The 23743-nt window shown below is 63.9% G+C and carries 19 protein-coding genes; 8 read left to right on the top strand and 11 right to left on the bottom strand.

The window, feature by feature from the left end; all coding sequences use genetic code 11:
• Nucleotide 1 precedes the first annotated feature (1 nt).
• The 7 genes from BQ8482_RS07610 to BQ8482_RS07580 form a co-directional block, all read right to left on the bottom strand.
• Nucleotides 2–1555, bottom strand: coding sequence for an FGGY-family carbohydrate kinase (locus BQ8482_RS07610; protein ID WP_123146901.1), 1554 nt, complete (start codon nucleotides 1553–1555; stop codon nucleotides 2–4).
• Nucleotides 1555–2679, bottom strand: coding sequence for an ABC transporter ATP-binding protein (locus tag BQ8482_RS07605; protein WP_123146900.1), 1125 nt, complete (start codon nucleotides 2677–2679; stop codon nucleotides 1555–1557). Before BQ8482_RS07605 ends, BQ8482_RS07610 begins: the two co-directional genes overlap by 1 nt.
• On the bottom strand, nucleotides 2676–3794 hold the full coding sequence (locus tag BQ8482_RS07600; protein ID WP_123146899.1) for an ABC transporter ATP-binding protein: 1119 nt from the start codon (nucleotides 3792–3794) through the stop codon (nucleotides 2676–2678). The genes BQ8482_RS07605 and BQ8482_RS07600 overlap by 4 nt, the downstream gene beginning before the upstream one ends.
• 5 nt (nucleotides 3795–3799) lie before the next feature.
• The gene (locus BQ8482_RS07595) at nucleotides 3800–4657 is read right to left on the bottom strand and encodes a carbohydrate ABC transporter permease (protein ID WP_123146898.1); all 858 of its coding nucleotides are present in this window, start codon (nucleotides 4655–4657) and stop codon (nucleotides 3800–3802) included.
• A 9-nt stretch (nucleotides 4658–4666) separates the two neighbouring features.
• Nucleotides 4667–5590, bottom strand: a complete 924-nt coding sequence (locus BQ8482_RS07590; RefSeq protein ID WP_123146897.1) for a carbohydrate ABC transporter permease — start codon at nucleotides 5588–5590, stop codon at nucleotides 4667–4669.
• 207 nt (nucleotides 5591–5797) lie between these two features.
• Complete coding sequence (locus BQ8482_RS07585; protein ID WP_123146896.1) at nucleotides 5798–7243, bottom strand: ABC transporter substrate-binding protein; 1446 nt, start codon at nucleotides 7241–7243, stop codon at nucleotides 5798–5800.
• Nucleotides 7244–7287: 44 nt separating this feature from the next.
• Nucleotides 7288–8262 (bottom strand): sugar-binding transcriptional regulator, encoded by a 975-nt coding sequence (locus BQ8482_RS07580; RefSeq protein ID WP_095495079.1) that lies wholly within the window; start codon nucleotides 8260–8262, stop codon nucleotides 7288–7290.
• A 411-nt stretch (nucleotides 8263–8673) separates the two neighbouring features.
• On the opposite strand from BQ8482_RS07580, the gene BQ8482_RS07575 reads away from it, so the two are divergent.
• The 6 genes from BQ8482_RS07575 to BQ8482_RS07550 are packed head-to-tail and all read left to right on the top strand — an operon-like array spanning nucleotide 8674 to nucleotide 17497.
• A complete protein-coding gene (locus tag BQ8482_RS07575) occupies nucleotides 8674–10062 on the top strand; it encodes an SWIM zinc finger family protein (protein ID WP_244602652.1) in 1389 nt (462 codons plus the stop codon).
• Nucleotides 10059–11525, top strand: coding sequence for a DUF5691 domain-containing protein (locus BQ8482_RS07570; RefSeq protein ID WP_123146894.1), 1467 nt, complete (start codon nucleotides 10059–10061; stop codon nucleotides 11523–11525). Before BQ8482_RS07575 ends, BQ8482_RS07570 begins: the two co-directional genes overlap by 4 nt.
• Nucleotides 11522–12601 carry an ATP-binding protein gene (locus tag BQ8482_RS07565; protein ID WP_123146893.1) on the top strand — a complete coding sequence of 360 codons (1080 nt, stop codon included), beginning with the start codon at nucleotides 11522–11524 and terminating at the stop codon, nucleotides 12599–12601. The genes BQ8482_RS07570 and BQ8482_RS07565 overlap by 4 nt, the downstream gene beginning before the upstream one ends.
• A 6-nt stretch (nucleotides 12602–12607) precedes the next feature.
• Complete coding sequence (locus tag BQ8482_RS07560) at nucleotides 12608–14866, top strand: DUF5682 family protein (protein WP_123146892.1); 2259 nt, start codon at nucleotides 12608–12610, stop codon at nucleotides 14864–14866.
• Complete coding sequence (locus tag BQ8482_RS07555; RefSeq protein WP_123146891.1) at nucleotides 14859–16100, top strand: VWA domain-containing protein; 1242 nt, start codon at nucleotides 14859–14861, stop codon at nucleotides 16098–16100. Before BQ8482_RS07560 ends, BQ8482_RS07555 begins: the two co-directional genes overlap by 8 nt.
• Nucleotides 16101–16105: 5 nt before the next feature.
• Nucleotides 16106–17497, top strand: coding sequence for an FAD-binding oxidoreductase (locus BQ8482_RS07550; protein ID WP_123146890.1), 1392 nt, complete (start codon nucleotides 16106–16108; stop codon nucleotides 17495–17497).
• A gap of 35 nt (nucleotides 17498–17532) precedes the next feature.
• Here BQ8482_RS07550 and BQ8482_RS07545 read toward each other — a convergent pair whose 3' ends face one another.
• Together BQ8482_RS07545 and BQ8482_RS07540 are read right to left on the bottom strand one after the other, a co-directional pair.
• On the bottom strand, nucleotides 17533–18462 hold the full coding sequence (locus BQ8482_RS07545) for a pseudouridine-5'-phosphate glycosidase (RefSeq protein ID WP_244602651.1): 930 nt from the start codon (nucleotides 18460–18462) through the stop codon (nucleotides 17533–17535).
• A gap of 31 nt (nucleotides 18463–18493) precedes the next feature.
• Entirely contained in the window at nucleotides 18494–19603 is a 1110-nt protein-coding gene (locus BQ8482_RS07540) for a carbohydrate kinase (RefSeq protein ID WP_123146888.1), read from the bottom strand.
• Between the two features lie 172 nt (nucleotides 19604–19775).
• On the opposite strand from BQ8482_RS07540, the gene murQ reads away from it, so the two are divergent.
• Nucleotides 19776–20699, top strand: a complete 924-nt coding sequence (murQ, locus tag BQ8482_RS07535) for an N-acetylmuramic acid 6-phosphate etherase (protein WP_123147449.1) — start codon at nucleotides 19776–19778, stop codon at nucleotides 20697–20699.
• A gap of 161 nt (nucleotides 20700–20860) precedes the next feature.
• Nucleotides 20861–21991 carry an anhydro-N-acetylmuramic acid kinase gene (locus BQ8482_RS07525; RefSeq protein ID WP_123146887.1) on the top strand — a complete coding sequence of 377 codons (1131 nt, stop codon included), beginning with the start codon at nucleotides 20861–20863 and terminating at the stop codon, nucleotides 21989–21991.
• On the opposite strand, the gene BQ8482_RS07520 is transcribed toward BQ8482_RS07525, so the two are convergent.
• Together BQ8482_RS07520 and BQ8482_RS07515 are read right to left on the bottom strand one after the other, a co-directional pair.
• Nucleotides 21992–22417 (bottom strand): GNAT family N-acetyltransferase, encoded by a 426-nt coding sequence (locus BQ8482_RS07520; RefSeq protein ID WP_123146886.1) that lies wholly within the window; start codon nucleotides 22415–22417, stop codon nucleotides 21992–21994.
• Nucleotides 22418–22550: 133 nt separating this feature from the next.
• A complete protein-coding gene (locus BQ8482_RS07515) occupies nucleotides 22551–23729 on the bottom strand; it encodes an MFS transporter (RefSeq protein ID WP_123146885.1) in 1179 nt (392 codons plus the stop codon).
• Nucleotides 23730–23743 lie beyond the last annotated feature (14 nt).

Raw genomic sequence — 23743 nt, 5'->3', positions numbered from 1 at the left:
CTCAGTTTGCCCTGGATGCGGCCATCGACCGCCAGACCGGCCGCAGCGCCTCATGCGCCAGTGTGTAGGACGGAACCGTCCGCTCGTAGATCGCGGCAAGTTTTCGGTCGCTCGGTTCCGCCGCACCAAGCAGCGGCGTGACCCATTCGCCGACGCATTCGTCCATCGACTTGTATTGGCCGACGCAGACCGCAGCGATCATCGCGGCGCCCGCCGCACCGGCTTCCTCGCGTTCGCTGGTGCGAATGGCGGCGCCGACGACAGCACCCAGGATCTTGCGCAGAGCCGGACTTCTGGCCGCACCGCCGGTCAGCCGGATTTCGCTCGGCAGCGGCCCCATGGCGGCATAGCAATCGCGCGACGCGAAGGCCAGTCCCTCGAAAACGGCGCGGACCATGTCGGCATAACCGTGCCGCGACGAAATGCCGACGAAGCCGGCCCTGGCATTGGCATCGACGAACGGCCCGCGCTCGCCGGCCTCCGACACATAGGGCTGATAGAGCAGCGAGGCCGGCTCCGATGACGATATCCATTCATCGACCAGCGCGATCATCTCGCCATTGGTGCGCGTAATGCCTTGCGAAGCGAGAATGCCGGAGGCGAGGCTAAGGACCCAATCGATGTTGAGCGTCGCCGCCATGTTCGACTGCATCTGCGCAAAGACGCCGGGCACCGGCATCGTCATGGTGTAGCCGGTCGCCGCCTCGTTGAGCAGCACCTCGTCCGGCGTCTGCGCAAGCCGCATATGCATGCCGGTGGAACCGATGATGGAGCAGCCTGGCTTGCGCTCGCGGTCGAGCAGGCCGGCGCCGAGCGCGGTGCAGGCCACGTCGACATAGGCCAGCACGACCGGCGTACCGGAAAGCAGCCCGGTCGCTTCGGCAGCAGCCGCCGACAGGCCGGCGCTATGTCTGGTGCCGTCGACGATTGGCGGCAGCAGATGCCTGAGATCGGTAACGCCGAGCACCTCAAGCACATCGTCGCAATAGCCACGGGTGCGGAAGTCGCCGAAGGTGAAGGTCCCCTCCGACGGATCGGTGGCGCGTTCCCCGGTCAGCCTGAAATAGAGCCAGTCCTTGCAGTGGAACGCCGTCGCCGCCTTGCCAAGCATTTCGGGCATGTGGCGCTTCATGAAGGCGAACTGCGATCCCTGCTGGCAGGCGGCCAGACCGCTGCCGGTCTTTTCGAAGCGCAGCCGATCCTCCGGTCGCGCCCGTATCTCCTCGACGACCCCTGCGGCGCGCGCGTCGAGCCACAGCCAGCCTTTGGCGACCGGTTCACCGTCCTTGTCGATCAGCCAGGTGCCATCGCCCTGTCCGGTCACGGCGATCGCGATGGTGCGGCTGGCGAGGTTCGGAACCTTGTCGGCAAGTTCGCGCAGGGTGGTCGCGGTATCGGCCCAGGTGCGCGCCAGATCCTGCTCGGCACCGCCGCCCGGCAAGGTCTCATACCGGTTCGGCATCGCCGCAGCCGCGAGCTGCCGGCCCGCCGTATCGAAGGCGACGGATTTGATGACAGACGTGCCGGCGTCGATGCCGATCAGCACATCCCGCATCAGGCAAGCTCCATGCCGTGCGAAATGGCCATGCCGCTGGACTGATCGAAGATGTGCAGGTTCTTCGGATCGATGCTGATATTGATCGGCGCGCCAAGCTCCAGCCGGGTCCGGTCGTGTTCGACCAGGACCAGCGAACCGCCGGCGAAATCCGCCGCGATATGCGTCTGGTCGCCGAGCCACTGGTTGGCCGAAACTGTGGCCGGCACGCCGTCCTTCGAGCGGCGAACCGCATAGGGCCTGATGCCGATGACGACCCGCTCCCGTTTGAGCAATTCGTCGCGAACCGAGCCGCTGAACGCGTCCTTGTCATAATCGAGCGAAAGTCCGTCGGGCAGCCGCAGATTGATCTTGTCGGCAGCCGTGCCGACATAGGCCTCGAAGACATTCATCGGCGGCTCGCCGACGAAGGTGCCGGTGAACAGGTTGGCCGGCCGCTGCTTGAGCATGTCGGGCGTGTCGAACTGCTGCAGGACGCCGCCTTCCATCACCGCGATCCGGTCGGCAAGCGCATTGGCTTCGGTCTGGTCGTGGGTGACCAGGATCGCGGTCAGGCCGCGCTCCTTGATGAAGTGTTTGATGCGGCCGCGCAGGACGGCGCGAAGCTGCGGCTCGAGCTGGCCCATCGGTTCGTCCAGCAGATGAAGATCGGCCTGGCGGATCAGCGCCCGGCCGAGGCTGGCGCGCTGCTGTTGGCCGCCGGAGATGGAGCTCGGATAACGCTCCAGAATGTCCTCGATCTCGAGCAGCTTGGCGATGCTGGCAACCTTCGCGTCAACCTCGCTTTTCGGCAGCTTGGCCGCCTTCAGCGCAAACGCCATGTTCTCGCGCACGGTCAGCGGCGGATAGAGCGAGTAGCCCTCGAACGCCATCGCCACATTGCGCTTGACCGGCGGCAGCGTGTGCACCCTGCGGCCGGCAACCGAGATGGTGCCGCGCGAGACCTCTTCGAAGCCGGCGATCATGCGCAATGTCGAGGTCTTGCCGCAACCGGACGAGCCGAGCAGTGCGACGATGTCGCCCTTGTCGATTTCGATCGTCAGATTCTGGACAGCATGCACGCCCCTATCGATCGGACCATAGAACTTGTCGACGCCTGAAATGGCGAGTGCGCTCTGGCTCATGCCGCTTCTCCGCTGCGCAAATTGACGACGTTCCTCGAGCCGATGCGGTCGCCGCTGGCACGATCGAACAGAAGGGCGCTTTTGCTGTCGACGCCGATATGGGCCCTGCCCTCGGTTTGACCCGGTGTCCCGGCCGGACGGGAGACCAGGATTTCGCGGCCGCGCACGGTGCGCACCAGCGTGACGATCTTTTCGTTGAGCGGCGTCTCCGCCTCGATCGTCACCGGAATGGCGGCCGGCGTGCCTTCGTCGACGAAGCTCAGCGCTTCAGGCCGTAGGCCGATCACGCAGTCGCGGCCGACCGCCGTCTCGTAAGCGCCTGCCAGATGGACCTGGACATTCGACAGGCCGACATAAATGCCCTTGGCATCGCGCGACGGCTTGACGTCGAGCAGGTTGATTGTCGGGTCGCCGAACAGCCGCGCGATCTCGATGTTCGCCGGCTCACGATAGATCTGCTCGGGTGTGCCGAGCTGCTTGATGACACCTTGCGACATCACCGCAATGCGATCGCCGAGCGCCATGGCCTCCTTATAATCCTGGGTGACGTAAACGACGGTCGCGCCACGGTCGGCCAGCAGCCTCGGCAGTTCGAGCCGCATTTCGAAGCGCAGTTTGGCATCGACGTTGCGCAGCGGGTCGTCAAGCAGGAGCACCGGCGGTGAGCCGACCAGAGCGCGGGCAAGCGCGGTGCGCTGCTTTTGGCCGTTGGACAGCGCCCGTGGTTTGTGGCTGAGCACATGGCCGATCTTGAGCAGCTTGGCGACGCTCTGGACGCCTACCTTGATCGCACTTTGCGACGAGCGGTTTGCCTGAAGCGGTGTCGCAATGTTGTCGAAGGCGGTCATATGCGGAAACAGCGCAAAGTTCTGGAACGCCATGCCGACGCCGCGGAACTCGGCGTCGAGGTCGGTCATGTCCTCGCCGCCGATAAATATCTTTCCTTCATCGGGATCGATGACGCCGGCGACGAGCCGCAGCAGCACCGTCTTGCCGGCGCCGGACGGTCCGAACAGGACCAGGGTTTCGCCGTCGGCGACGGTCAGCGACAGATTGTCGAGAACAGTCTGGCTCTTGTAGCGCTTGACGACATTTCGCAGTTCGAGGCTGGCCATGAGAACTATCCCTTTACCGCGCCGAGCGACAGGCCTTCGACGAGATAGCGCTGCGCATAGAGGGCAAGTGCCAGCGTCGGCGTGATCGAAAGCACGATCGCCGCCGAGATCTGGCCGTACTGGATGCCGGAGGAGGTGATGAAGGCGAGCGCGCCGACCGTCACCGGCTGCTTGTCGGCCGAGGCGAGCACGAGGGCGAAGACGAAATTGTTCCAGGCGAAGATGAAAGCGAGCAGGCCGGCAGCCGCAATGCCCGGGCCGGCGAGCGGCAGCGCGATCTTGCGGAAGGTGGCGAACCAGGAATGACCGGCGATGCGATAGGCGTATTCGATGTCGGCCGGGATGTCCTCGAAATAGCCGCGCACGATCCACAGGATCAGAGGCAGGCAGATCAGCTGATAGACCCAGATCAGCCCGATATAGGTGTTGGCCAATCCAAGCTTCTGGAAATAGAGGGTCAGCGGCAGGAGCACCAGCAGCGCCGGCGCAAACCGGAACGACAGCAGCGTGAAGGCGATGTCCTCCGAGCCGCGAAACTTATGCCGTGCAAAGGCGTAGGCTGCCGGAACACCGAGCAGCAGCGCGACGGCGACCGAGGTGACCGACAGGAACACCGAATTCCAGAGGTTGCGCATGAAGGCGATGTCGAGCGTGCCGGCCGCCGTCGTCAGCTTTCCGGTGATCAGCGCGGTGTAGTTGGCCAGCGTCGGCTTGAAGACGAGTTGCGGCGGAATCCGCAGGATGGTCTCGTTGGTCTGGAACGACATCATGAAGATCCAGACGATCGGGAACATGAAGAAGATCACGACCAGCGTCAGTGCTGCGCCGCGCAGGATGCGTTCGAGAAGCGAGGTGTGTTCCATCTCAGCCTCCTATGCCTGGCCGCGGGCGCGTTCGCGCAGGCGCAGCCAGTTCTTGATGAAGATGTTCGAGAGGAAGTAGGTGATCGCCCACAGGATGATCATTAGCGCCGCCGAGCGGCCGACATTGGTCGACTGGAAGAAGTTGAGGTAGGCCTCGACCTGGAAGACGGTCAGCGTATCGCCCGGACCGCCCTGGGTCATGGCATAGATGATGTCGAACTGCTGGATGGAATCAAGCAGGCGGAACAGCGTCGCCGTCAGGATGTAGGGTGTCAGCATCGGCAAGGTGATGCGGAAGAACACGAAACTCCTCGGCACGCCGTCAAGTGCAGCCGCCTCGAAGGGCTGCGTCGGCAAGCTGCGCAGGCCGGCAAGCAGCAGGATCATGATGAAGGGCGTGTAGACCCAGATGTCGACAAGAACCACGGTGAAAAGTGCGGTCGACGGCGACGAGGCCCAGCGGAAATCCTGCAGTCCGATCAGGCTGGCGAGATAGCTCAGCACGCCAAAGCCGGGATTGGTCATCAGCTTCCACATCAGCGCGGCAAGCGCCGGCGCCGTCATCAGCGGCATCAACAGCATGATCGAGATGAAATTGTTCAGCGTCGAGCGCTTCTGCAGCAGCATGGCGATGCCGAGACCGAGAAGCAGTTCGAGCAGGACGGTGATGCCGGCATAGAGCAGCGATATCTCCAGCGTGTTCCAGAACCTCGGGTCAGTGAAAAAGGAGATGTAATTGTCGCCCCAGTTGAACTGCCGCGCCCAGGGCTGGCTCAGCCGGTAGCGCTGCAATGAATAGACCACCGATGTGAAGAACGGGATCAGGATGCCGATGCAGACGAGCAAGGCCGGCAGGCTGAGTACATAGGGCAGCACCTTCTTGCTGATCCTGAAGCCGGAAGGCCTGTTTCTTTGCATTGTCGCCGCAGTCATCGTGGCTCACCCGTCATCTCTGTTGCTTCGCCCTGCCGGCCGCCCAGGGAGCTAGGCGGCCGGTTGGGCGAGTGGCGGCACCGCCAGTGTTTGAGCATCGGATTTCCCCAAAACCGGTTTCCACTTTTGGGTTCGATGCTCCAGGCGCCGCTTCGCAGTGGAATGGCCGGCTGGCCCGCAGAAGCGGGCCAGCCGTTCGCCAGGACTTTAGCCGAGCCCGGCTTCCTTGAGCTGGCCGTCGACGCTGGTGGCCAGCATGTCGAGGCCTTCGTCGATCGGCACTTCCTTGGCCACCATCTTCTGCAGCGTCGCCGCCCATTCGGTGGTGAGATCGAAGAACAGCGGCTGCGGGGTGAACTTGATGCTGGCGCCGGGCGCTGAAACGTCGAACATCTCGACATAGCCCGGATAGCTCTTGTTCAGCTTCTCGCGGAACATCTGGTCGTTCCAGACCGACTGACGGACCGGATTGACGAAGTCCATCTCGGTCGCACCGAACAGTGCATGCTCGGGCCCGGATGCCCATTGCATGAAGTACCAGGTGGCGTCCTTGTCCTTCGAGAAATTGGACATCGACAGCGACCAGATCCAGATGTTGGGCGTCGGAGCCTTGGCGGCGGGATTGGCCTTGAAGGCGGAGAAGGCGAGCTTGCCGGCCATCTTGTTGTCGCCGCCATTCATGAAGTAGCCGAGGATGTCGGCGTCGAAAATCATTGCCGAGGCGCCGGCGCCGAGATCGGTGCCGACCTGATACCAAGTGTAGGTCGACCAGTCCTTGGGGCCGCTCTCCTGGATCATCTGGACCCATTGCTTGTGGAAGGCCTTGGATTCGGCGGTGTTCATCGCGGCTGACAATTTGCCGTCAGCCGAGACGTTCAGGTCCTTCTGGTCAAAGTTGGCGTAGGCCGACAGGAAGCCGGGATGGATCGTCGCCCAGGAGCGTGAACCGCGCACGCCGATGCCGTAGACGCCACCACCAACATCCTTGGTGAGCTTGGCCGCCGTAGCGACCATCTCGTCCATATTGCCGGGAACGCTGACGCCGACCTTGTCGAACATACCCTTGTTGTAGGTGATGTTGTTCTGTTCGAAGCCCCACGGAATGCACCACTGCTTGGCGTCGTCGGAACCGAGCACGCCGCCAGGCTGACCGTTCCAGGCGCAGGACTTCCTGACGCCGGGCAGGAAGTCGTCCCAGGCATAGTTCACGTTGGTCTTGGTCGGATCCTTGATCCACTCGTTAAGGTCGGTGATCCAGCCGGCCGGGCCATAGGTCCAGGTCATGTAGGCGCCGGTCATGAAGGCATCGTATTCAGGCGAGCTGGCCGACAGCGCAGCGGTGACCTTGTCGAAATAGACGTCTTCCGGAAACACGTCATAGACGACTTCCATGCCGGTCAACTTTTTGAAGTTTTCAAGGTTGGCGATCATCGCATCGGCGTAAGGATGCTTGTTGAGCAAGAGCTTGATGGTCTTGCCCTTGTGCGCCTGCCAGTCGAAGTCCGCCGCCAGCGCGCGGGTCTGCCCCAGATTGAGCAGCGTGCCGGCCGTGCCGGCGGCAAGGCCCATCGCGCCAAGGCCTTTGATCAGCCCACGACGATCGACTTGTCCGCGCAGGAACGCATCGATCAGGTCTTTCTCTTTCTCATGCATTTGTCTTCTCCTCCACAGGGTAGTTTCAATCGAATGGTTGCCGGCTACCCGACCGGCGTCTGCTCCACGAGTGATCGCGCCGTCCGCTCATCGGTGACCAAGCCCTTGAGATAGCGACCCTCCAACACCGATTTGATGGCACGAACCTTCACCTTGCCGCCGGCAACGGCGACGATCCTGCGATTGCTGATATCTTCTCGCGCCAGCGCCAGCGCCCGGTTGGAAAGGGTCGTCTCGACCGCCTTTCCAGCATCGTCGAAGAAATGGCCGAGCAGTTCGCCGACGCCCCCCTTGCGACGGATCTCCTCCATTTCGCCCTTCTCGATCATGCCGGTGGCGACCAGCGACGCCTCGCGCTCGGCGGTGCCGATACCGGCGATGAGCAGGTCGGCGGCTTTGCCAAGATCGAAGACCTCGCTGATGCCCTTCTGCCCAAGCAGCACAGTTCGATCCTCGACCGTGTTGGCGAACATCGGCACCGGCATCACATAGGCTTCCGCGCCGGTCCGTTCGGCCAGACGGTGAATGACGTCGTGCGGATTGGCCGAGAACTTGCGCGTCAGGCCGCCAAGCAGGGAAACGAAGCGGATCTTTTCGGCCGATATGCGCGGCAGATACTCCACGCAGGCGGCGAGCGTGCGGCCATGACCGACGCCGATCAGCGTATCCTCGCCGCGCTCGATCTCACGCTTGAGGAACTGCGCGCCGGCGATGCCGAGCGCCTTGAGCGGCAGGTCTTCCCCGTCAAAGTCGGGAACGACCTCGCAATAGTCGAGGCCGTAGCGGCTGGACAAATCGTCTTCAAGCGCGACGCATTCCGACACTTCGCCGTCGATATAGACTTTGACCAACCCTTCCTGATTGGCCTTGGTGATGAGACGATGCGCCTTGAGGCTGGTCAGGCCAAGCCGCTTGGCGACCTCCGACTGGGTCAGCCCGCCAGCATAATGAAGCCAGGCGGCACGCGTCGCCATACTGGTTTCATCGTCGCGCAGCAGGCCGTTTCCAAAACCAACCATTTCCGCCCTAAGATATTTTTATCAATTGATGCAAAATTTTTCACAAGCCGCCGCCGGAGTCAAGCGCCGCGTGGTTCAAATCACGCTAAGGGCCAAAAACTAGCCCGCTGGAGAGCCATCATACAGGGCGGTGCCAGTTTGAAATGCCATGCCTGTCGACCTGAAGGGCAAAGGCTGAACGGCTCGCTGCAGGCGAACCAGTTGCATGGGCCGCCAAGCGCCGTTTTGCTGAAAATGCTCTGCCCGCCGAATGGCGGTGGTCCTCGTTTGCGGATCAGGCGGTTTCGGGCACATAAGGACAGAGCGAGAATCTTCACATTGCGAGAGCTACAATAATTCTTCACAAACGGCTATCTATCCTGGCGACAGGCGTTTGGTTCGAGTCACGAGGGGCGCGGCTTGGAATTCGATTTGAAGACCATTGAGGCGCTTGCTCCTGATCAAGCGTCGCTGAGCGCCGCCTCCAAGCTGACCAAACGATCGAACTGGCCGCGGCTCGAAAAGAATGAGCAGCAGGCGCTCATCTGGGGTGAATGCCAGGGCTCCGGCTCCAATCCATATCGGGTGGTGGTCGACACGGGCGATCACGGCTACAAATGCACCTGCCCGTCGCGAAAATTCCCGTGCAAGCACACGCTGGCCCTGATGTGGATTGCCGCCACCGCGCCAGCCAGTTTTGCTGCAGCCGAATCCTCGCCGGAATGGGTGAATGACTGGCTTGGCAGGCGCAGGAAGACGACGCCACCGCCAGCGCAACCGATAGCCGGTGCGGCAGCCAAAAGCATTGATGAGGCTGCACGGACGGACGAGAGCGCCGCCGTCGAAGACGTTGCGGCGGTGGAGCGTCGTGAGGCAGCGCAGCGCAAGCGGGCTGAAGACACACGGCAAGCAGTGTCGGCGGCGCTCGACGAACTCGATCAATGGATCGCCGATCAGTTGCGGCTTGGTCTTTCCGGGTTTGTCGACGGCAGCAGCGACCGTTGCCGCCGGATTGCCGCGCGGCTGGTCGACATGAAGGCAACCGCGCTTGCCGGTCGCATCGACGAGATCCCATCACGGCTGATGGCGCTGCGCGGCGAGGAAAAACCGGATGCGGCGATCCGCGAGCTCGGCAAGCTTGTGCTGCTGGCCAAGGCGTGGCGGTCGGCGCCCGACGACCCAGAGCTGAAGCGCCTCGTATCGACCTCTGAAACCCGCGAACAGGTCCTGGCCAATCCGGATGCAAGACAGGTCGAAAGCTTCTGGGAGGTTCTGGGCGAGAAGATCGAGAGCCGCCGTGACGGTCTCGTCAGCCATTCGACCTGGCTGCTTGATCTGAAGAGCGCTACCCCGCAATTTGCCGTGCTGCTCGATTATTTTCCGGCTTCCGCCGGACGCCGGTCCAACGCTTTTGCACCGGGCGATCGTTTCGATGCCCGGCTGGTCTTCTATCCATCACGCAGGCCGCTTCGCGCACTGGTGGCGGAACGCATGGGTGAAGTGATGTCCGGCGCGTGGCCTGATTTCAGCTTTGGCGCTGCAAAGGACCCACTCGCCACACATGCTTCCTATCAGGATGCTGCGCCTTGGATTACCGATTGTCCTCTCATGCTGCCGCCTGGTGCGATCCTGGTCGACGACCGCGGCACAGGCTGGTGGCAGGCCACGGACGATCCGCGAGGGATAGCCTTGCCGATCGCCGGCGCTGTCAATCAAACATTGCTCGGCCTCGACCTTGCGGCCACGGCAGCGCTCTGGGATGGCGCCAGGCTTGACCTCCTGGCGGCGCAAAGCGGGTTCGGGAGGCTTGACCTGTCGTGAACGAGAGCGAGCAAACAGGCCTGGCGACAATGCGCGATTGCTGGATCACCGGCGGAGCCACCTTCGATCTGGCTCCGACCGCCTGGAAGACAATCGCCGGCGGTGCAAGTCCCGACGAGCAGGAGCGCCGGCTCCTGGCAATCGCAGCACAGGCGCTTGACGTCGCCCTGCGGCCGGCGGCGCCGAAGACGCTCAAGCGTCGGCCGCCGCTGCCCAGGCTTGCGCTCCCTATGCTGCCGGAGCGGTTGCGGCCGCTGTTGCGAGCCGCTCTGAAACACGCCGTCGACGCGAGACGCAAGACGCGCGTGGTGACGCTTGTCGCCAGCCGCGGCTTTGTGCTTCATCCGATGGACTGGATGCCCGTCGCGTCGGATCAGAACAGTCCGGACGTCTACGCTCCCTGGATCGACTGGCAAGCAAGCGTGGACGGGGAGAGACATGCCCCGCAAGAGAAACTGACGGCGGAAAATTGGGATGAGTTCTATCCCGCCGCGCGACGCATCGCGCTGGCAGACATGCGCCGCAGTGAACCGGCTTCGGCTCGACTGCTGGTCGAGGCCAAGGCATCGGGCGAGCCCGCCGAGGTCAGGCTTGCGCTCATTGAGCTCATGCGCTTCGGCCTGAATCCTGAGGACGCGCCGTTCCTTAAAAGCCTCTCCGCCGACAGGTCCGGCAAGGTGCGTGAACTGGCTGGCCGGCTGCTGGCAAGGCTGGGGGAGCACGGCCGTTCAAACGATGGCGGACCGGATGATCCCGCAGCTGAACTCGCCGCTTTCATCAGCGAAGGCAAATCCGGCTTCATCCGCCGCCGCAGCATCTACACGCCCGCGAAGTTGAAATCGCCGGCGCAGGAAAAGCGTCGCGCCGAATTGTTCGAGACCTGCAATTTGGTCGACCTGGCCGCGCGGTTCAGTGCTACCGAACCTGAGTTCATAGGAGCCTGGCAATTCGGCGCCGACAACAACGCCGACATCCTGATCGCACGAATGGTCGCCGCTTCGGGGAGCGACGCCGCGGTGACGCATATGGCGGACGCACTTGTCGCCGATGGCGGCAAACCAGCGCTGTTCGTGCTGCACCTCACGCCGCGCCTGGACAGTCGCAGGAAACGAGCCCTCGTCCGGCTGATCCTCAAGCAAGCGAATTACCTCAACGCGATCAATCTGGCGGAAGGCATTGATGCTGGCTGGCTGGAATGGGACGATCTTTCGAATGGGTCGGCTCTTGCGGCGCTGCGTTCCGCCGTTGCGGGAAACGACGACGCCATGCGCCGGGGCGCCGACGATATACTGGAAACGATCGGCTTCCTTGCCACGGCGACCACAGCAGCAAAATTGATCGACGAGGTCGTCGCAGCCGGCATGCCGCCCGCAGCCTCATCACTCGGTGTCCTGCGTCTCAATGCAGCGCTGGCCGAACATCAGTCTAAACCGACACATGATCAATCCGGAGAATTCATATGAACGCTGCCATCCGTCTCCCGGTCGAGCAGGCCTATGCCTCTGAATTGCAGGCGCTGGCGAGCGGTGACGACAGGCAAAAGCCTGCCGGCTGGAGCCTCTCGCCACAGGCTGTGCTGACTTATCTGCTGGGCGGGAAGGCCGGTGACGGCACGCCGGTAACGCCAAAATATGTCGGTCGCCGCCGGTTGATGGAGACTGCGGTGGCAACGCTCGCCACCGACCGCGCACTGTTGCTGCTCGGCGTTCCCGGAACGGCCAAGTCCTGGGTATCGGAACATCTGGCCGCCGCCATCATGGGCGACTCGACGCTGATCGTGCAGTGCACGGCCGGCACCGACGAGAACCAGATCCGCTACGGCTGGAACTATGCACAACTTCTGGCAAAGGGCCCGAGCCAGGAAGCATTGGTGCCGACGCCGCTCTACCGCGCCATGCAGACCGGCAAGCTCTGCCGGCTCGAGGAACTGACGCGCATGGGCTCGGATGTGCAGGACACGCTGATCACCGTACTTTCCGAAAAGATGATGCCGATCCCGGAATTGAACACATCGATCTACGCCCAGCGCGGCTTCAACATCATCGCCACGGCAAACAGCCGGGACAAGGGTGTGAATGAACTCTCCTCGGCACTCAAGCGTCGCTTCAATGTCGTGGTGCTGCCATTGCCGGAAGACATGGCTGAAGAGGTGGCGATCGTCTCCAAGCGGGTCGATGAGATGGCCGGCGGGCTCGACCTGCCGGTGCCGAAAAATGTCGGCGATGAGATAGCCCGGGTATTGACCATCTTCCGTGAATTGCGTGCCGGTGCGACCGCCGACGGCAAGGTGACGCTGAAGACGCCCTCGGGCTCGCTGTCGACCGCCGAGGCGATCGCCACGATGGTTGGCGGGCTGAGCCAGGCGGCGTGGTTCGACAGCGGCAAGCTCGGCGCCGAAGGTCTCGCCGCCAGCCTTGTCGGCGCGATCGTGAAAGACCCGGTACAGGACAAGGCAGTGCTTGAGGAATATCTGGAAACAGTGCTCAAGAAGCGGCCCGACTATGCCGGCTACTATGCGGCCTTGAACGCAGCGATCTGACGCGCCATGGGGCACAGCGACGTCGCCTATTTCGGCATACGCCATCACGGGCCGGGTTCCGCGGACAGCCTTGTGCAGGCATTGCAGGATTTGCAGCCGGTCGCCGTGCTGATCGAGGGGCCGATCGATGCCTCCGCGCTGCTGCCCTTGCTGGCCCGCCCGGAAATGCAGCCGCCGGTAGCACTGCTTTGCTATCCGGAGGAGGATCCGGCTTCGACAAGCTTCTGGCCATTCGCCGAGTTCTCGCCGGAATATCAGGCGGTCCTTTGGGCCGTGGACAACAAGGCGGCGTTGCGCTTCATCGACCTGCCGTCGTCGGCGCGCTTCTCGGAAGCAGCGGTCGACGGCGCGGAAAAAGTCGATTCTGACGAAGCGAAGCAATCAATCGAGCGTGATGATGTGGCTCCGCATCGGCGTGATCCGATAGGCACGCTGGCCCGCGCCGCCGGCTATGAGGATGGCGAAAGCTGGTGGTCGGACATCATCGAGCAGAATCCGGAACCAGGCCCCATATTCGCCGCCATCTCCGACGCGATGATGACGCTGAGGGATGGTGAAGGCTCGATCGCGCAGTTCGAGGCCCAGCGCGAAGCGCATATGCGGCTCGAAATCGCTGCGGCGCGCAAGGAATTCGACGGACCTATCGCCGTCGTCTGCGGGGCGTGGCATGTGCCGGCACTGCAGGCGACACACAAGCAGAAAAACGATCAGGCGCTGATCAAGGGAATTGCCCGGCGCAAGAGCACGATGACATGGGCGCCATGGACCGGGCCGCGTCTGGCGCTGGGATACGGCTATGGCGCGGGCGTCGTCGCACCCGGCTGGTGCAAGCATCTCTGGCGCACCCGCGGCCGGCGCGATGCAGCAACGTTGTGGCTTGCAATGATTGCAGCGGTGCTGCGGGTGAAGGGTCACCTGGTCTCGACCGCTTCGCTGATCGAAGCGGAGCGGCTCGCCCGCACGCTCGCCGTAATTCGCGAGCGGCCGAAACCCGGCTTTGAGGAATTGCGCGACGCCGCAATTGCGGCTCTGTTCAATGGCGAAGCGTTGCTGTGGGCCCTGGTCGAGGCCGAGCTGCTTCTGGGTGCGGACGTCGGCGAAATTCCACCCGACACGCCATTGGCGCCGTTGATCGAGGATCTGCAGCGCAACCAGAAGGCGGCGCGGCTGAAACCTGAAGCGCTGGAGCGGGAACTATCCGTCGACCTGCGAAGCGACAGCGGGCTGTTTCGTTCGACATTGCTGCATCGGCTGAACGTGCTTGGTGTGCATTGGGGCAAGTTGACGGATGCCGGTCGCAGCCGTGGCACCTTCCGCGAGCGGTGGACCCTGGCCTGGGAGCCGGAATATGCCGTTCGCCTGGTGGAGAACCTGATCTACGGGCCGACCATCGAAAAGGCTGCCAACGGCCGCCTGATCCAGATGATCGAAGCCGCAGCAACCCTCGATACTCTTGCGGCACTGGTCCAGGGGGCCATCACGGCAGGCCTGTCGGAAGCATCGACGGCCGGTCTCGCGGCCCTGGAGGCGCGCGCGGCGCGCAGCAGCGAATGCCTGGAGATTCTGGCCTCGGTGCCGCCGCTCGCCGACATCATCCGCTATGGCGAGGCCCGGAAAACGGAGACGAACCGGCTTTCCGGCCTCATGGAGCGGCTGATCGTCGAAGGTGCGATCGCGCTTCCCTACGCTGCACGCGACCTGGATGAGCAGGCCGCCGCGACATTGGCTAGCGCGATGCGCAAGGCCGATGAGGCGATCAGGCTGGTCGAGCCCGGGGAAGACGTGCTGAACGGATGGCGCAACGGGCTGGCTGCCGTGCTGGAGGGGTCGCGGGCGACGGCGCTGCTGGCCGGATGCGCCGCGCACCTGCTCTACGAGGCCGGCCGCCTGTCCGCCGAAGCCGCAGCCGGACTGCTCGGGCGACGCCTGTCGCCGGGCACGCCGGTCGCCGAGGCGGCAGGGTTCTTCGAGGGCTTCTTCAGCACAGCCGGTCAACGGCTGATCTATGACGAAGGTCTGCGCGGCGCGGTCGATTCCTGGCTCAAATCTCTCGACGAAGATGCTTTCATCGCGCACCTGCCGTTGCTGCGCCGCGTCTTTTCCAATCTGGACAGCATGGAGCGCCGGCGGCTGATCGAAGCGGTTCTCGGCCGCGCCGCGCGCTTGCCGGCTGGCCTGACGCCGACGCCGGATGGCGGCGAGGCATGGCGCCGACACCTGGAACAGCTTGGACCATTGCTCATGGGAGGAAACGGCAATGGATGACGAAGGCGAAATGAACGAGCCCGGCCCACTCACTGCAGATGCCGGAGGGGAGCGCCGCTGGCGCCTGGCGATCGGCGCCGATGACGAGGCGTCGGCGGCACTTTCCAGCGACGACAAACGACTTTCGGCGGCACTCGATGCTCTCTACGGCGATGGTGCCAGCGCGGCGGCCAGTGACCCGCGCAAGCGGCGTGGCGGGCTTGGCCGCTCGGCACCGCGCGTTGCGCAATGGATGGGCGACATTCGCTCCTTCTTTCCCGCGCAGGTCGTTCAGATTGTCCAGAAGGACGCTTTCGAACGGCTGGACCTGAAGCAGATGCTGATGGAGCCGGAGTTCCTCAAGGCGATCGAGGCGGACGTCAACCTGGTCGCCGACCTGATTTCGCTCCGCTCGGTCATGCCGGCCAAGACCAAGGACATCGCCCGCACGATCATCGCCGACATCGTCGCCAAGCTGATGCAGAAGCTGGAGCAGAAGACCGCCGAGGCGATACGCGGCGCGCTCGACCGATCGAAGCGCACCAACCGTCCGCGTGCCCGCGATATCGACTGGCAGCGCACCATCTCGGCGAACCTTCGCCACTACCAGCCCGAGCACAAAACTATCGTGCCGGAGAAGCTGGTTGGTTTCATGCGCAAGCAGCGCCGGCTGGTCGATCTTGACGAAGTCGTTCTCTGCGTCGACCAGTCCGGCTCGATGGCAAGCTCGGTCGTCTACGCCTCGATCTTCGCGGCGGTGATGGCCTCGCTGCCGGTCGTGCGCACCAAGCTCGTCTGTTTCGACACGGCCATCGTCGACCTTACCGAAGAACTCAGCGATCCCGTCGAAGTGCTGTTCGGCGTGCAGCTTGGCGGCGGCACCGATATCAACCAGGCCGTCGCCTATTGCGCCGACCGTATCGAGCGGCCAACCAAGTCGCATCTGGTGCTGATCACCGACCTCTACGAAGGCGGCAATGGACAGGAGTTGCTGCGGCGGCTGGCGGCGCTGGTTCGATCCGGCGTCAATGTCGTCGTGCTTCTGGCACTGACCGACCAAGGCCGGCCCGGCTACGATCCGGCAATGGCAGGTTCGGTCGCCGCACTTGGCATTCCGGTCTTCGCCTGCACGCCGGATTTGTTTCCGGACATGATGGCGGCGGCATTGCGCCGGGAAGATATTGGCGCCTGGGCGGCGGGCGCCGACATCAAGTTGGTTCGCGCCGAGGCCGAGGCGCCTAGGGCGAACGAGTGAGCCCCATGTCACAGAAGGTTGCCGAGCTCCTGTCGCGGCTGGAAAAACGGCTGGACAGATCAGTGATCGTTTCGGCCGACGAGGCCGGACCGCGTTACAGGGAAGATCCCGACGGCAAGACCGGCGCACTGCCGGAGTTCGTCTTGCGTCCGCGCACGGCCGGCGAGGTGTCGGACATACTGCGCCTGTGCAACGAGGCGGGGCAAAGGCTTGTTGTCCAGGGTGGCCGAACCGGGCTTGCCGGTGCGGCTCGCATCCAGCCCGGCGAAGCGGTGCTGTCGCTGGAGCGCATGACGGCGATCGAGACCCCCGACCGCGAGGCGGCAACGATCGTCGCCGAGGCCGGCGCACCACTGCAGATGGTGCAGGACGCGGCCGATACGGCCGGCTTGCTGTTCGGCGTCGACATCGGCGCGCGCGGCACGGCCACGGTCGGCGGCAATGTCGCCACCAATGCCGGCGGTATCCGCGTGCTGCGCTACGGCATGTACCGGGCGCAAGTGCTCGGCCTGGAAGCAGTACTTGCCGACGGCAGCATCCTGACGTCGCTCAAGGGCTTGTCCAAGGACAATTCCGGCTATGATCTCAACCAGCTATTCATTGGCAGCGAAGGAACGCTGGGCGTCGTCACGCGCGCCTGCCTGCGGCTGCACCCGAAGCCGGCCACCGAGGTCAACGCCTTCTGCGCGCTTGCGTCGCTCGACGCGGCGATCACGCTGCTCGGTCTGCTCAGACAGAGACTTGGACCCCTGCTCTCGGCCTATGAAGTGAATTTCGCGCCGCTCTATGGCGCCATGGTCGCCGGCATGGATGCGCCGGCGCCGCTGCCCGTCGGCTCGCCCCTCTATGTGCTCGCCGAGATACAGGGCAGCGAGCCCGACCGCGACGGCGAACGTTTTGCCGCTGTGCTGATGCAGGCGGTCGAGGACGGCGTGATCGACGACGTGGTGGTCTCGCAGTCGCCGCGCGAATTCCGCGCGCTGTGGGCGGTGCGAGAGGACGCCAATCGCTTCCTGTTTTCGATAAAAGGCCTGGTCGGCGTCGATGTCAGCATCCCGCTGGCGAGGATGGGCACTTTCCTGCGGGAAACGGAAGCTGCGGTCCAGGCCGTTGACCGCAACGCCGACATCTACGTCTTCGGCCATCTCGGCGATGGCAATCTCCACTATCAGGTCCGCACGGTGGATCCGGCGGCCGCATACGACATCGTCTATCGGGGCGTCGCTGCGGCCGGCGGCTGCGTCTCGGCCGAGCATGGCATCGGCCTCGACAAGAAGGAATGGTTGCACCTGGTGCGCAGCGATGCCGAGATCGCGGCCATGCGGCGCTTGAAAGCGGCTTTCGATCCGAACAATATCCTCAATGCCGGGCGGGTTTTCGATCTCGGGCCCGCCTGAAATCGAAGGCCGGTAGCGCCGGCCGGGTGCTGAGCCTATTTGGCCATGCGCTTCAACCGCGCATGCGCCACTGCGATGCGAGCGGCGAGCGCGGCGTTGTTGCGGACCAGCGCGATGTTGGCCTTCAGGCTGCGACCCTGCGAAAGCTCGTTGATGCGGGCGAGCAGGAACGGCGTCAGTTCCTTGCGCCCGATGCCGCGTTTCTCGGCCTCTGCCACCGCTGCCGTGATCGTGCCGTCGATGAAGGCCGGATCGAGCGCATCCACTTCCGGAATTGGATTGGCGACGAGGATGCCGGTGCCCGAGCCGATCTGCTCGTGCAGCAGCATGGCCTGCGCAATGTCCTCGGCCGTATCGAGGCGGTGATCGGCTTTCAGTCCGCTGGAGCGTGTATAGAAGGCCGGAAAATCGTCGCTCTGATAGGCAATCACCGGCACGCGCTGGGTCTCCAGATATTCCAGCGTTTTTGCAATATCAAGGATCGATTTCACGCCGGCGCAGACGACGGTCGTGCCGGTCTGGCCGAGTTCGGTCAGGTCGGCCGAGATATCGAAAGTAGCCTCGGCGCCACGATGCACGCCGCCGACGCCGCCGGTCGCGAAAATGCCGATGCCGGCGAGTGCGGCGATCCGCATCGTCGCCGAAACCGTGGTTCCGGCCGATCCGCCGCCCACCATGATGGCGGCGAGGTCACGCCCGGAGGCCTTGACCATGTCTTTTGCCGCTGCCAGCTGCTCCAGCTCCCGGTCACCGAGCCCGACTTTGATCTTGCCGGCGACCACCGCGATCGTGGCGGGCACCGCACCGTTCTCGCACACTACGGTTTCGACGCCGCGCGCAGTCTCCAGATTGGCCGGATAGGGCATGCCATGGGTGATGATCGTCGATTCCAGCGCCACCACCGCGCGGCCTTCACGAAGTGCTGCCGCGACTTCGTCGTTCAGGTGGAGAAGGGAAGGTTTCATCGTCATTTCGCTTTCAGGGTTCGGCTCGCGTTCAGGCGGGAATGCGGTACATGCCGGCGGTGAGGAAGCGCGGCGACAGATCGGGATGAACGCTGGATTCGCTCTCGGTGGTCAGCGTGGCGAGCAGCGCGCCGGTGCGCGCAGCGTGAGGAACGGGATCTCCCGAAAGCACCTTGTACATGGTGCCGGCAATCATCGCGTCGCCGGCACCGGTGATGTCGACGGCGCGGGCCGGGACGGAACGCATCGTCGCCACGCCGCCCTCGGTCGCGACCGCAAATCCATGAGCGCCCATGGTCACGATCACCTCGCTGGCGCCGGCCGCGCGCAGCGCCGCAGCAGCCTCCTTCGGCTTCAGCCGCTTGTCGACATCGGTGATGCCAAGCATCGTGTTGGCCTCGTCGCGATTGGTGAACAAAAGGTCGATGCCGGACAGGTCCTTCGGCAGGCGTGCCGATTTCGGCGACGAGACCGTGTCGACGGCGAGCTTGAAGCGCGCGCCCTGCTTGCGTGACATCAGCGCTGCGATCGTCGCGGCCGGCAGGTTGCAGTCGATGAACACCCAAGTCGCCGAAGCCAGATGCGGCCAGAAGCGGTCGAGATAGGAGGGCGAAAACAGATCGAAGATCTCCATGTCGGCGATGCCGAGCACGAGATCGTTATTGAGGTCGAGGATCGCTGCATATTCCGCCGTCGGCCGCTCCGTTGTGGTGATGACCTGGCTGACGTCGGCGCCGAGGTCGCGCAGATGCCGCACCAGCGAGCGGCCGGTCTCGTCGTCGCCGACGATCGAGACGAAGCTTACGTCGACGCCGAGGCGGACAAGGTTCTCGGCGACGTTGCGGGCGACGCCGCCGAAGCTGCGATAGCCGTCGACCGGGTTCGACGTCCCGAAGATCAGATCCTTCTTGGCGTGGTACTTGCGGTCCAGAACCGCGCCGCCGATGCAGATCATGCGCTTGGAGGCCGGCAACACATAGCCACGGCCGAGAACATAGCCCTTGTTGACGAGCTGCACGATGTGGGCCGCGACGGTCGAGCGGGCAATGCCGAGCGCGGTCGCTATATCCTGCTGGCCGGCGAAAGGGTTCGCCGCGATGAGATCCAGCACTGCCTGTTCCTGTGCTCCAAGGTCGTCCATCGCCTCACCCGGCCCGCGCAATTCATGGCTGGACTTTGATCAACAACAGATGATGTTGTCAACATTTGTTTGGACTAACAGGGTCCGCCAATGCCAGCCGCTGGTACTGGTCAACGCTTGGCGCCGCATCACATTACTTGTTGCCGATGGCGAGAAGTTTGAAAGTAAGCGGATGAATGAACAGGAGTTGATGTCGGAGCTGGAGCGGTTGGTTTCCGAGGATCGGAACCCGAGGACGATGGATATCGACCTGCTGCCGACCATCGAGATCCTGCGCATGATCAATGACGAGGACAGCGGCGTTCCGGCCGCCGTCGAGAAGGTCATTCCGGAAATTGCTGCCGCGGTAGACCGGATCGTTAGTGCGTTTCAAAAAGGGGCGCGGCTTGTCTATATGGGCGCCGGCACGAGCGGCCGGTTGGGAGTTCTCGACGCCTCGGAGTGTCCGCCAACATTTGGCGTGCCCGAGGACATGGTGCTCGGCCTGATCGCGGGCGGCCCCAAAGCGCTGGTGCGGGCCGTGGAAGGCGCCGAGGATGATCCGCAACAAGGCATGAAGGCACTGCAGGGCATCAAGTTGACCGCCGACGATGTGGTGGTCGGCATCGCGGTCAGCGGCCGCACACCCTACGTCATCGGCGGCTTGACCTATGCAAGGCAGGTGGGAGCAACGACCGTGGCGCTTTCCTGCAATCCCAGGTCAGTCATTGCCGGCATTGCCGACATTGCCATCTCTCCGCTTGTCGGCCCCGAGGTTCTCGCCGGCTCGACCCGGCTGAAGTCGGGAACCGCGCAAAAGCTGGTTCTCAACATGCTGACGACAGCCAGCATGATCCGGATCGGCAAGAGCTATCAGAACCTGATGGTCGACCTTAATCCCAGCAACAAAAAGCTCGTCGCGAGGGCGGTTGGGATCGTGATGCAGACCACCGGCTGCACAGCGCAGCAGGCACGACGGGCGCTCGACCAGACCGGCAAGGACGTCAAGCTGGCGATACTGGTGACAATCACCGGGATGGGCATCGAAGAGGCGCGCAAGGCGCTCGACAATGCGGGCGGGTTTCTGCGAAAGGCGATAGGCGAAAAGACGCTGTGAAGCCGCCTGGATACCGGGATACTGGTATACAGGACGGATCGACTTCGACAAAGGCAAGGCATCGACCTTGCTCACCAACCGGATCCATCCGACACGTCAACAGCGGGATTATCGAGATTCGCCAATCGGTCGGCGATCTCGTCAACGGAGCCTAACAAGTGATGATTGCGAAAAGTGGGGAACCAATCTGGGCCGTCGGGCTGATGACCGGCACCGTGCTGGACGGCAATATCGATGTCGCGCTGATCAAGACCGACGGCGAGCGGATCGCGGATTTCGGCACCTACACGCTGGCGCCCTACCCCAGGTCGATCCGGACCCTGCTGGAGGAGACGCTGCGCCAGGCCAGGACCTGGAGTTTCACCGGGCCGGAGCCGGCAATCTTTCGCGAAGCCGAAGAAGCGCTGACGCGCGCCCAGTCGGCGGCCGTCAAGGACCTGGTCGAAAGCTACGGGCTGACGATGGCCGATATCGGCGTCGTCGGCTTCCATGGCCAGACCGTGCTGCATCGCGCCCCGCAACCCGGCCGGCTCGGCCAGACCCGCCAGCTCGGCGATGGAGCGTTGATGCATGCCATACTGGGCACCAAGGTCGCCTATGATTTCCGCTCGGCCGACATGCGCGCCGGCGGGCAAGGCGCGCCGCTGTCGGCTGCCTATCACGCCGCGCTGCTGCGCGATGCCGATATCAGCGGCGACACGGCGGTTCTCAATCTCGGCGGCGTCGCCAACATCACCTGGTGGGACGGCAAGGACAATGTCGTCGCTTTCGACACCGGACCGGCCAATGCGCCGTTGAACGATTTCATCAAGTCGAAAGGGCTTGGCGAAATGGATCGCGACGGTGCGCTGGCCCGCGCCGGCACTGTGGACGAAGCCCGGCTGGCCAAGCTCTTGCAGCATCCCTACCTGGCCAAGCCCTATCCAAAGTCACTGGACCGGTTCGATTTCGGCGCAGCCATGGCGGATGGGATGAATGCTGAGGACGGCGCCGCACTGCTGACGGCCTTCACCGCCGCGGCCGTCGGCAAGGCGCTCGACCTCCTGCCGCACCGGCCGAAGCGGCTGGTGGTCAGCGGCGGAGGCCGCCATAACCCGACGATCATGGCCATGCTTGCCAGCCGCGCCGCCGTCGAAGCCGTGCCGGCGGAGGCGCTCGGCTGGAAGGGTGACGCGGTCGAGGCGGAGTGCTTTGCTTTCCTTGCGGTTCGCGTGCTCAGGGGTCTGCCGATCAGCTTCCCGACCACCACCGGGGTGCCACAGCCGATGCGCGGCGGGCGCCTTGCCGGCTAGTCAAGCCAGCAATTTCTTCTGCAGGAAGACGCGGGCGCGGCCGACGGGAAAATCGGGAAGCACGCCGAACGGCCGATATCCCTGACGCTCATAGACCTTGGCCGCCTGGTGATTGAACGTGTCGATCAAGGCGCCATGACAGCCGCGTGCAACGGCTTCCTGTTCGGCTGCGTCCAGCATCCTGCCGGCCATGTGCCGGCCGCGCAGCCGCTCATCAACCCAGAGCCATTGCACATAGAGCCAGCCCCAGGCGGTATATCCCGAGATGCCGCCGACAACCGCACGGCGCTCATCGCGCACGAACACGGCGAGCGCCTGCCTGTTGGCCGTACCGACATCGCTGTCGTTGAACGCGCTGAGTCGCTCCCCGAGAAAAGCGAGCTCTTTCGGCGAAGGGTCGGCGGTCGTTTCAAGCGTCATGTTCATCGCGTGTCCAGACAGGCTCACAGCCGGATACCGGTATACAGCGCCGCGTCATTCCGGATGCTATCGCACTTTCATTTGCATTTGTCGAAGGACAGGAGGGGAGCGCAAGCTCTGCCGCCGCGTGGCTCCGCGACTACACGGGCCGCGGCGAACGCCACGCCGCCGCCGAAGCGGCAACCAGCATGAGCAGCGCTGCGACCATTGCAGATGCCGCAAAACCAAAGCTCGAATAAAGCGGACCGAAGGCGGTGGTACCGACAAACACCGCGAGATAGGTCACTGCGCTGTTCAGGCCCATGATCGTGCCGCGCCGCGCCGGATCGAGCGCCGAGAGGCGCATCACCAGGACGTTCAGCCCGAAATGATTGGCAAGGCCCCAGAGCGCGACCATCGCGATGGTCAGATGGAAACTACCGCCTGCCGCGGCAAGCGCGACATAGACGATCGCGACGAGGAGATAAGCGAACGGCATGACGCGTCGCGCGCCAAGCCGATCGATCACGCCGTCAAGAAGTGCCGCCATCCCGAAGCCGGCGCCATAGGCGAGCGCGGCCAAGCCGTTGGCGCTGACCGGCCGTCCCAAGCCATTGTGAAGGTGATCGCCAAGATAGCCATAGACGCCGTAAAAGGCGGTCATGAAGGCGCCGCAGGCGACCAGAAGCGGCACTATGCCGGGAACGGCCAAGGCGCCGAGCGGCGTCGGCGCCGGGCCACTTTTCCTGACATCGCTCAGCGACGTCAGCGTAAGACCGGTCAATGCAAGCGCCGCAAGCGCTGCGACCGCCGCGAAAACAGCGCGCCAGTGCAGCAGATCGGCAAGCACCGCCGACAGTGAGACGCCGGCGACCATGCTCAGGGTCCATCCGGTCAGCACGACGCCGATGGTCCCGCTTTCGCGGCCAGGCGGCGCGATCGCAGCGGCGCTGGCATAGATTGCCGGCATGGCGACGCCGGCAGCTAAACCGGCGACAAGCTGGGCTGCAACCAGCGTCGTTACCGTCGGCGCGGCGGCGCTGGCGAGGAGCGCTATCGCCAGCAGCAGCAACGCCCCTTGCAGCATGCGGCGAGCGCCAAGCCGATCGATATAGCGGGCCAGGAACAAGGCGCTTGCCGATGTGCCGAGGCCGAACGCGGCGGACGCGATCATGACAGCCGGCACGCTTGTCGCAAACGACGCCGCCACCGCCGGTGCTATCGGACCGAGGACCAGCGAGTTGGAGCCGATCACGGCGATGCATCCGGTGAGCAGATAGGCGAGCGCCGGGATAGGCGGCCTTGCCGTCAATGTTGCGACTTGATCACTGTTCGTCATATGACGATAATCGC

Origin of the sequence: Mesorhizobium delmotii (genome assembly GCF_900149755.1) — a bacterium.
Lineage (GTDB): Bacteria > Pseudomonadota > Alphaproteobacteria > Rhizobiales > Rhizobiaceae > Mesorhizobium > Mesorhizobium delmotii.
Note: the sequence above shows the minus strand (reverse complement) of the source record. Positions and strands in the feature narration are given on the sequence as shown.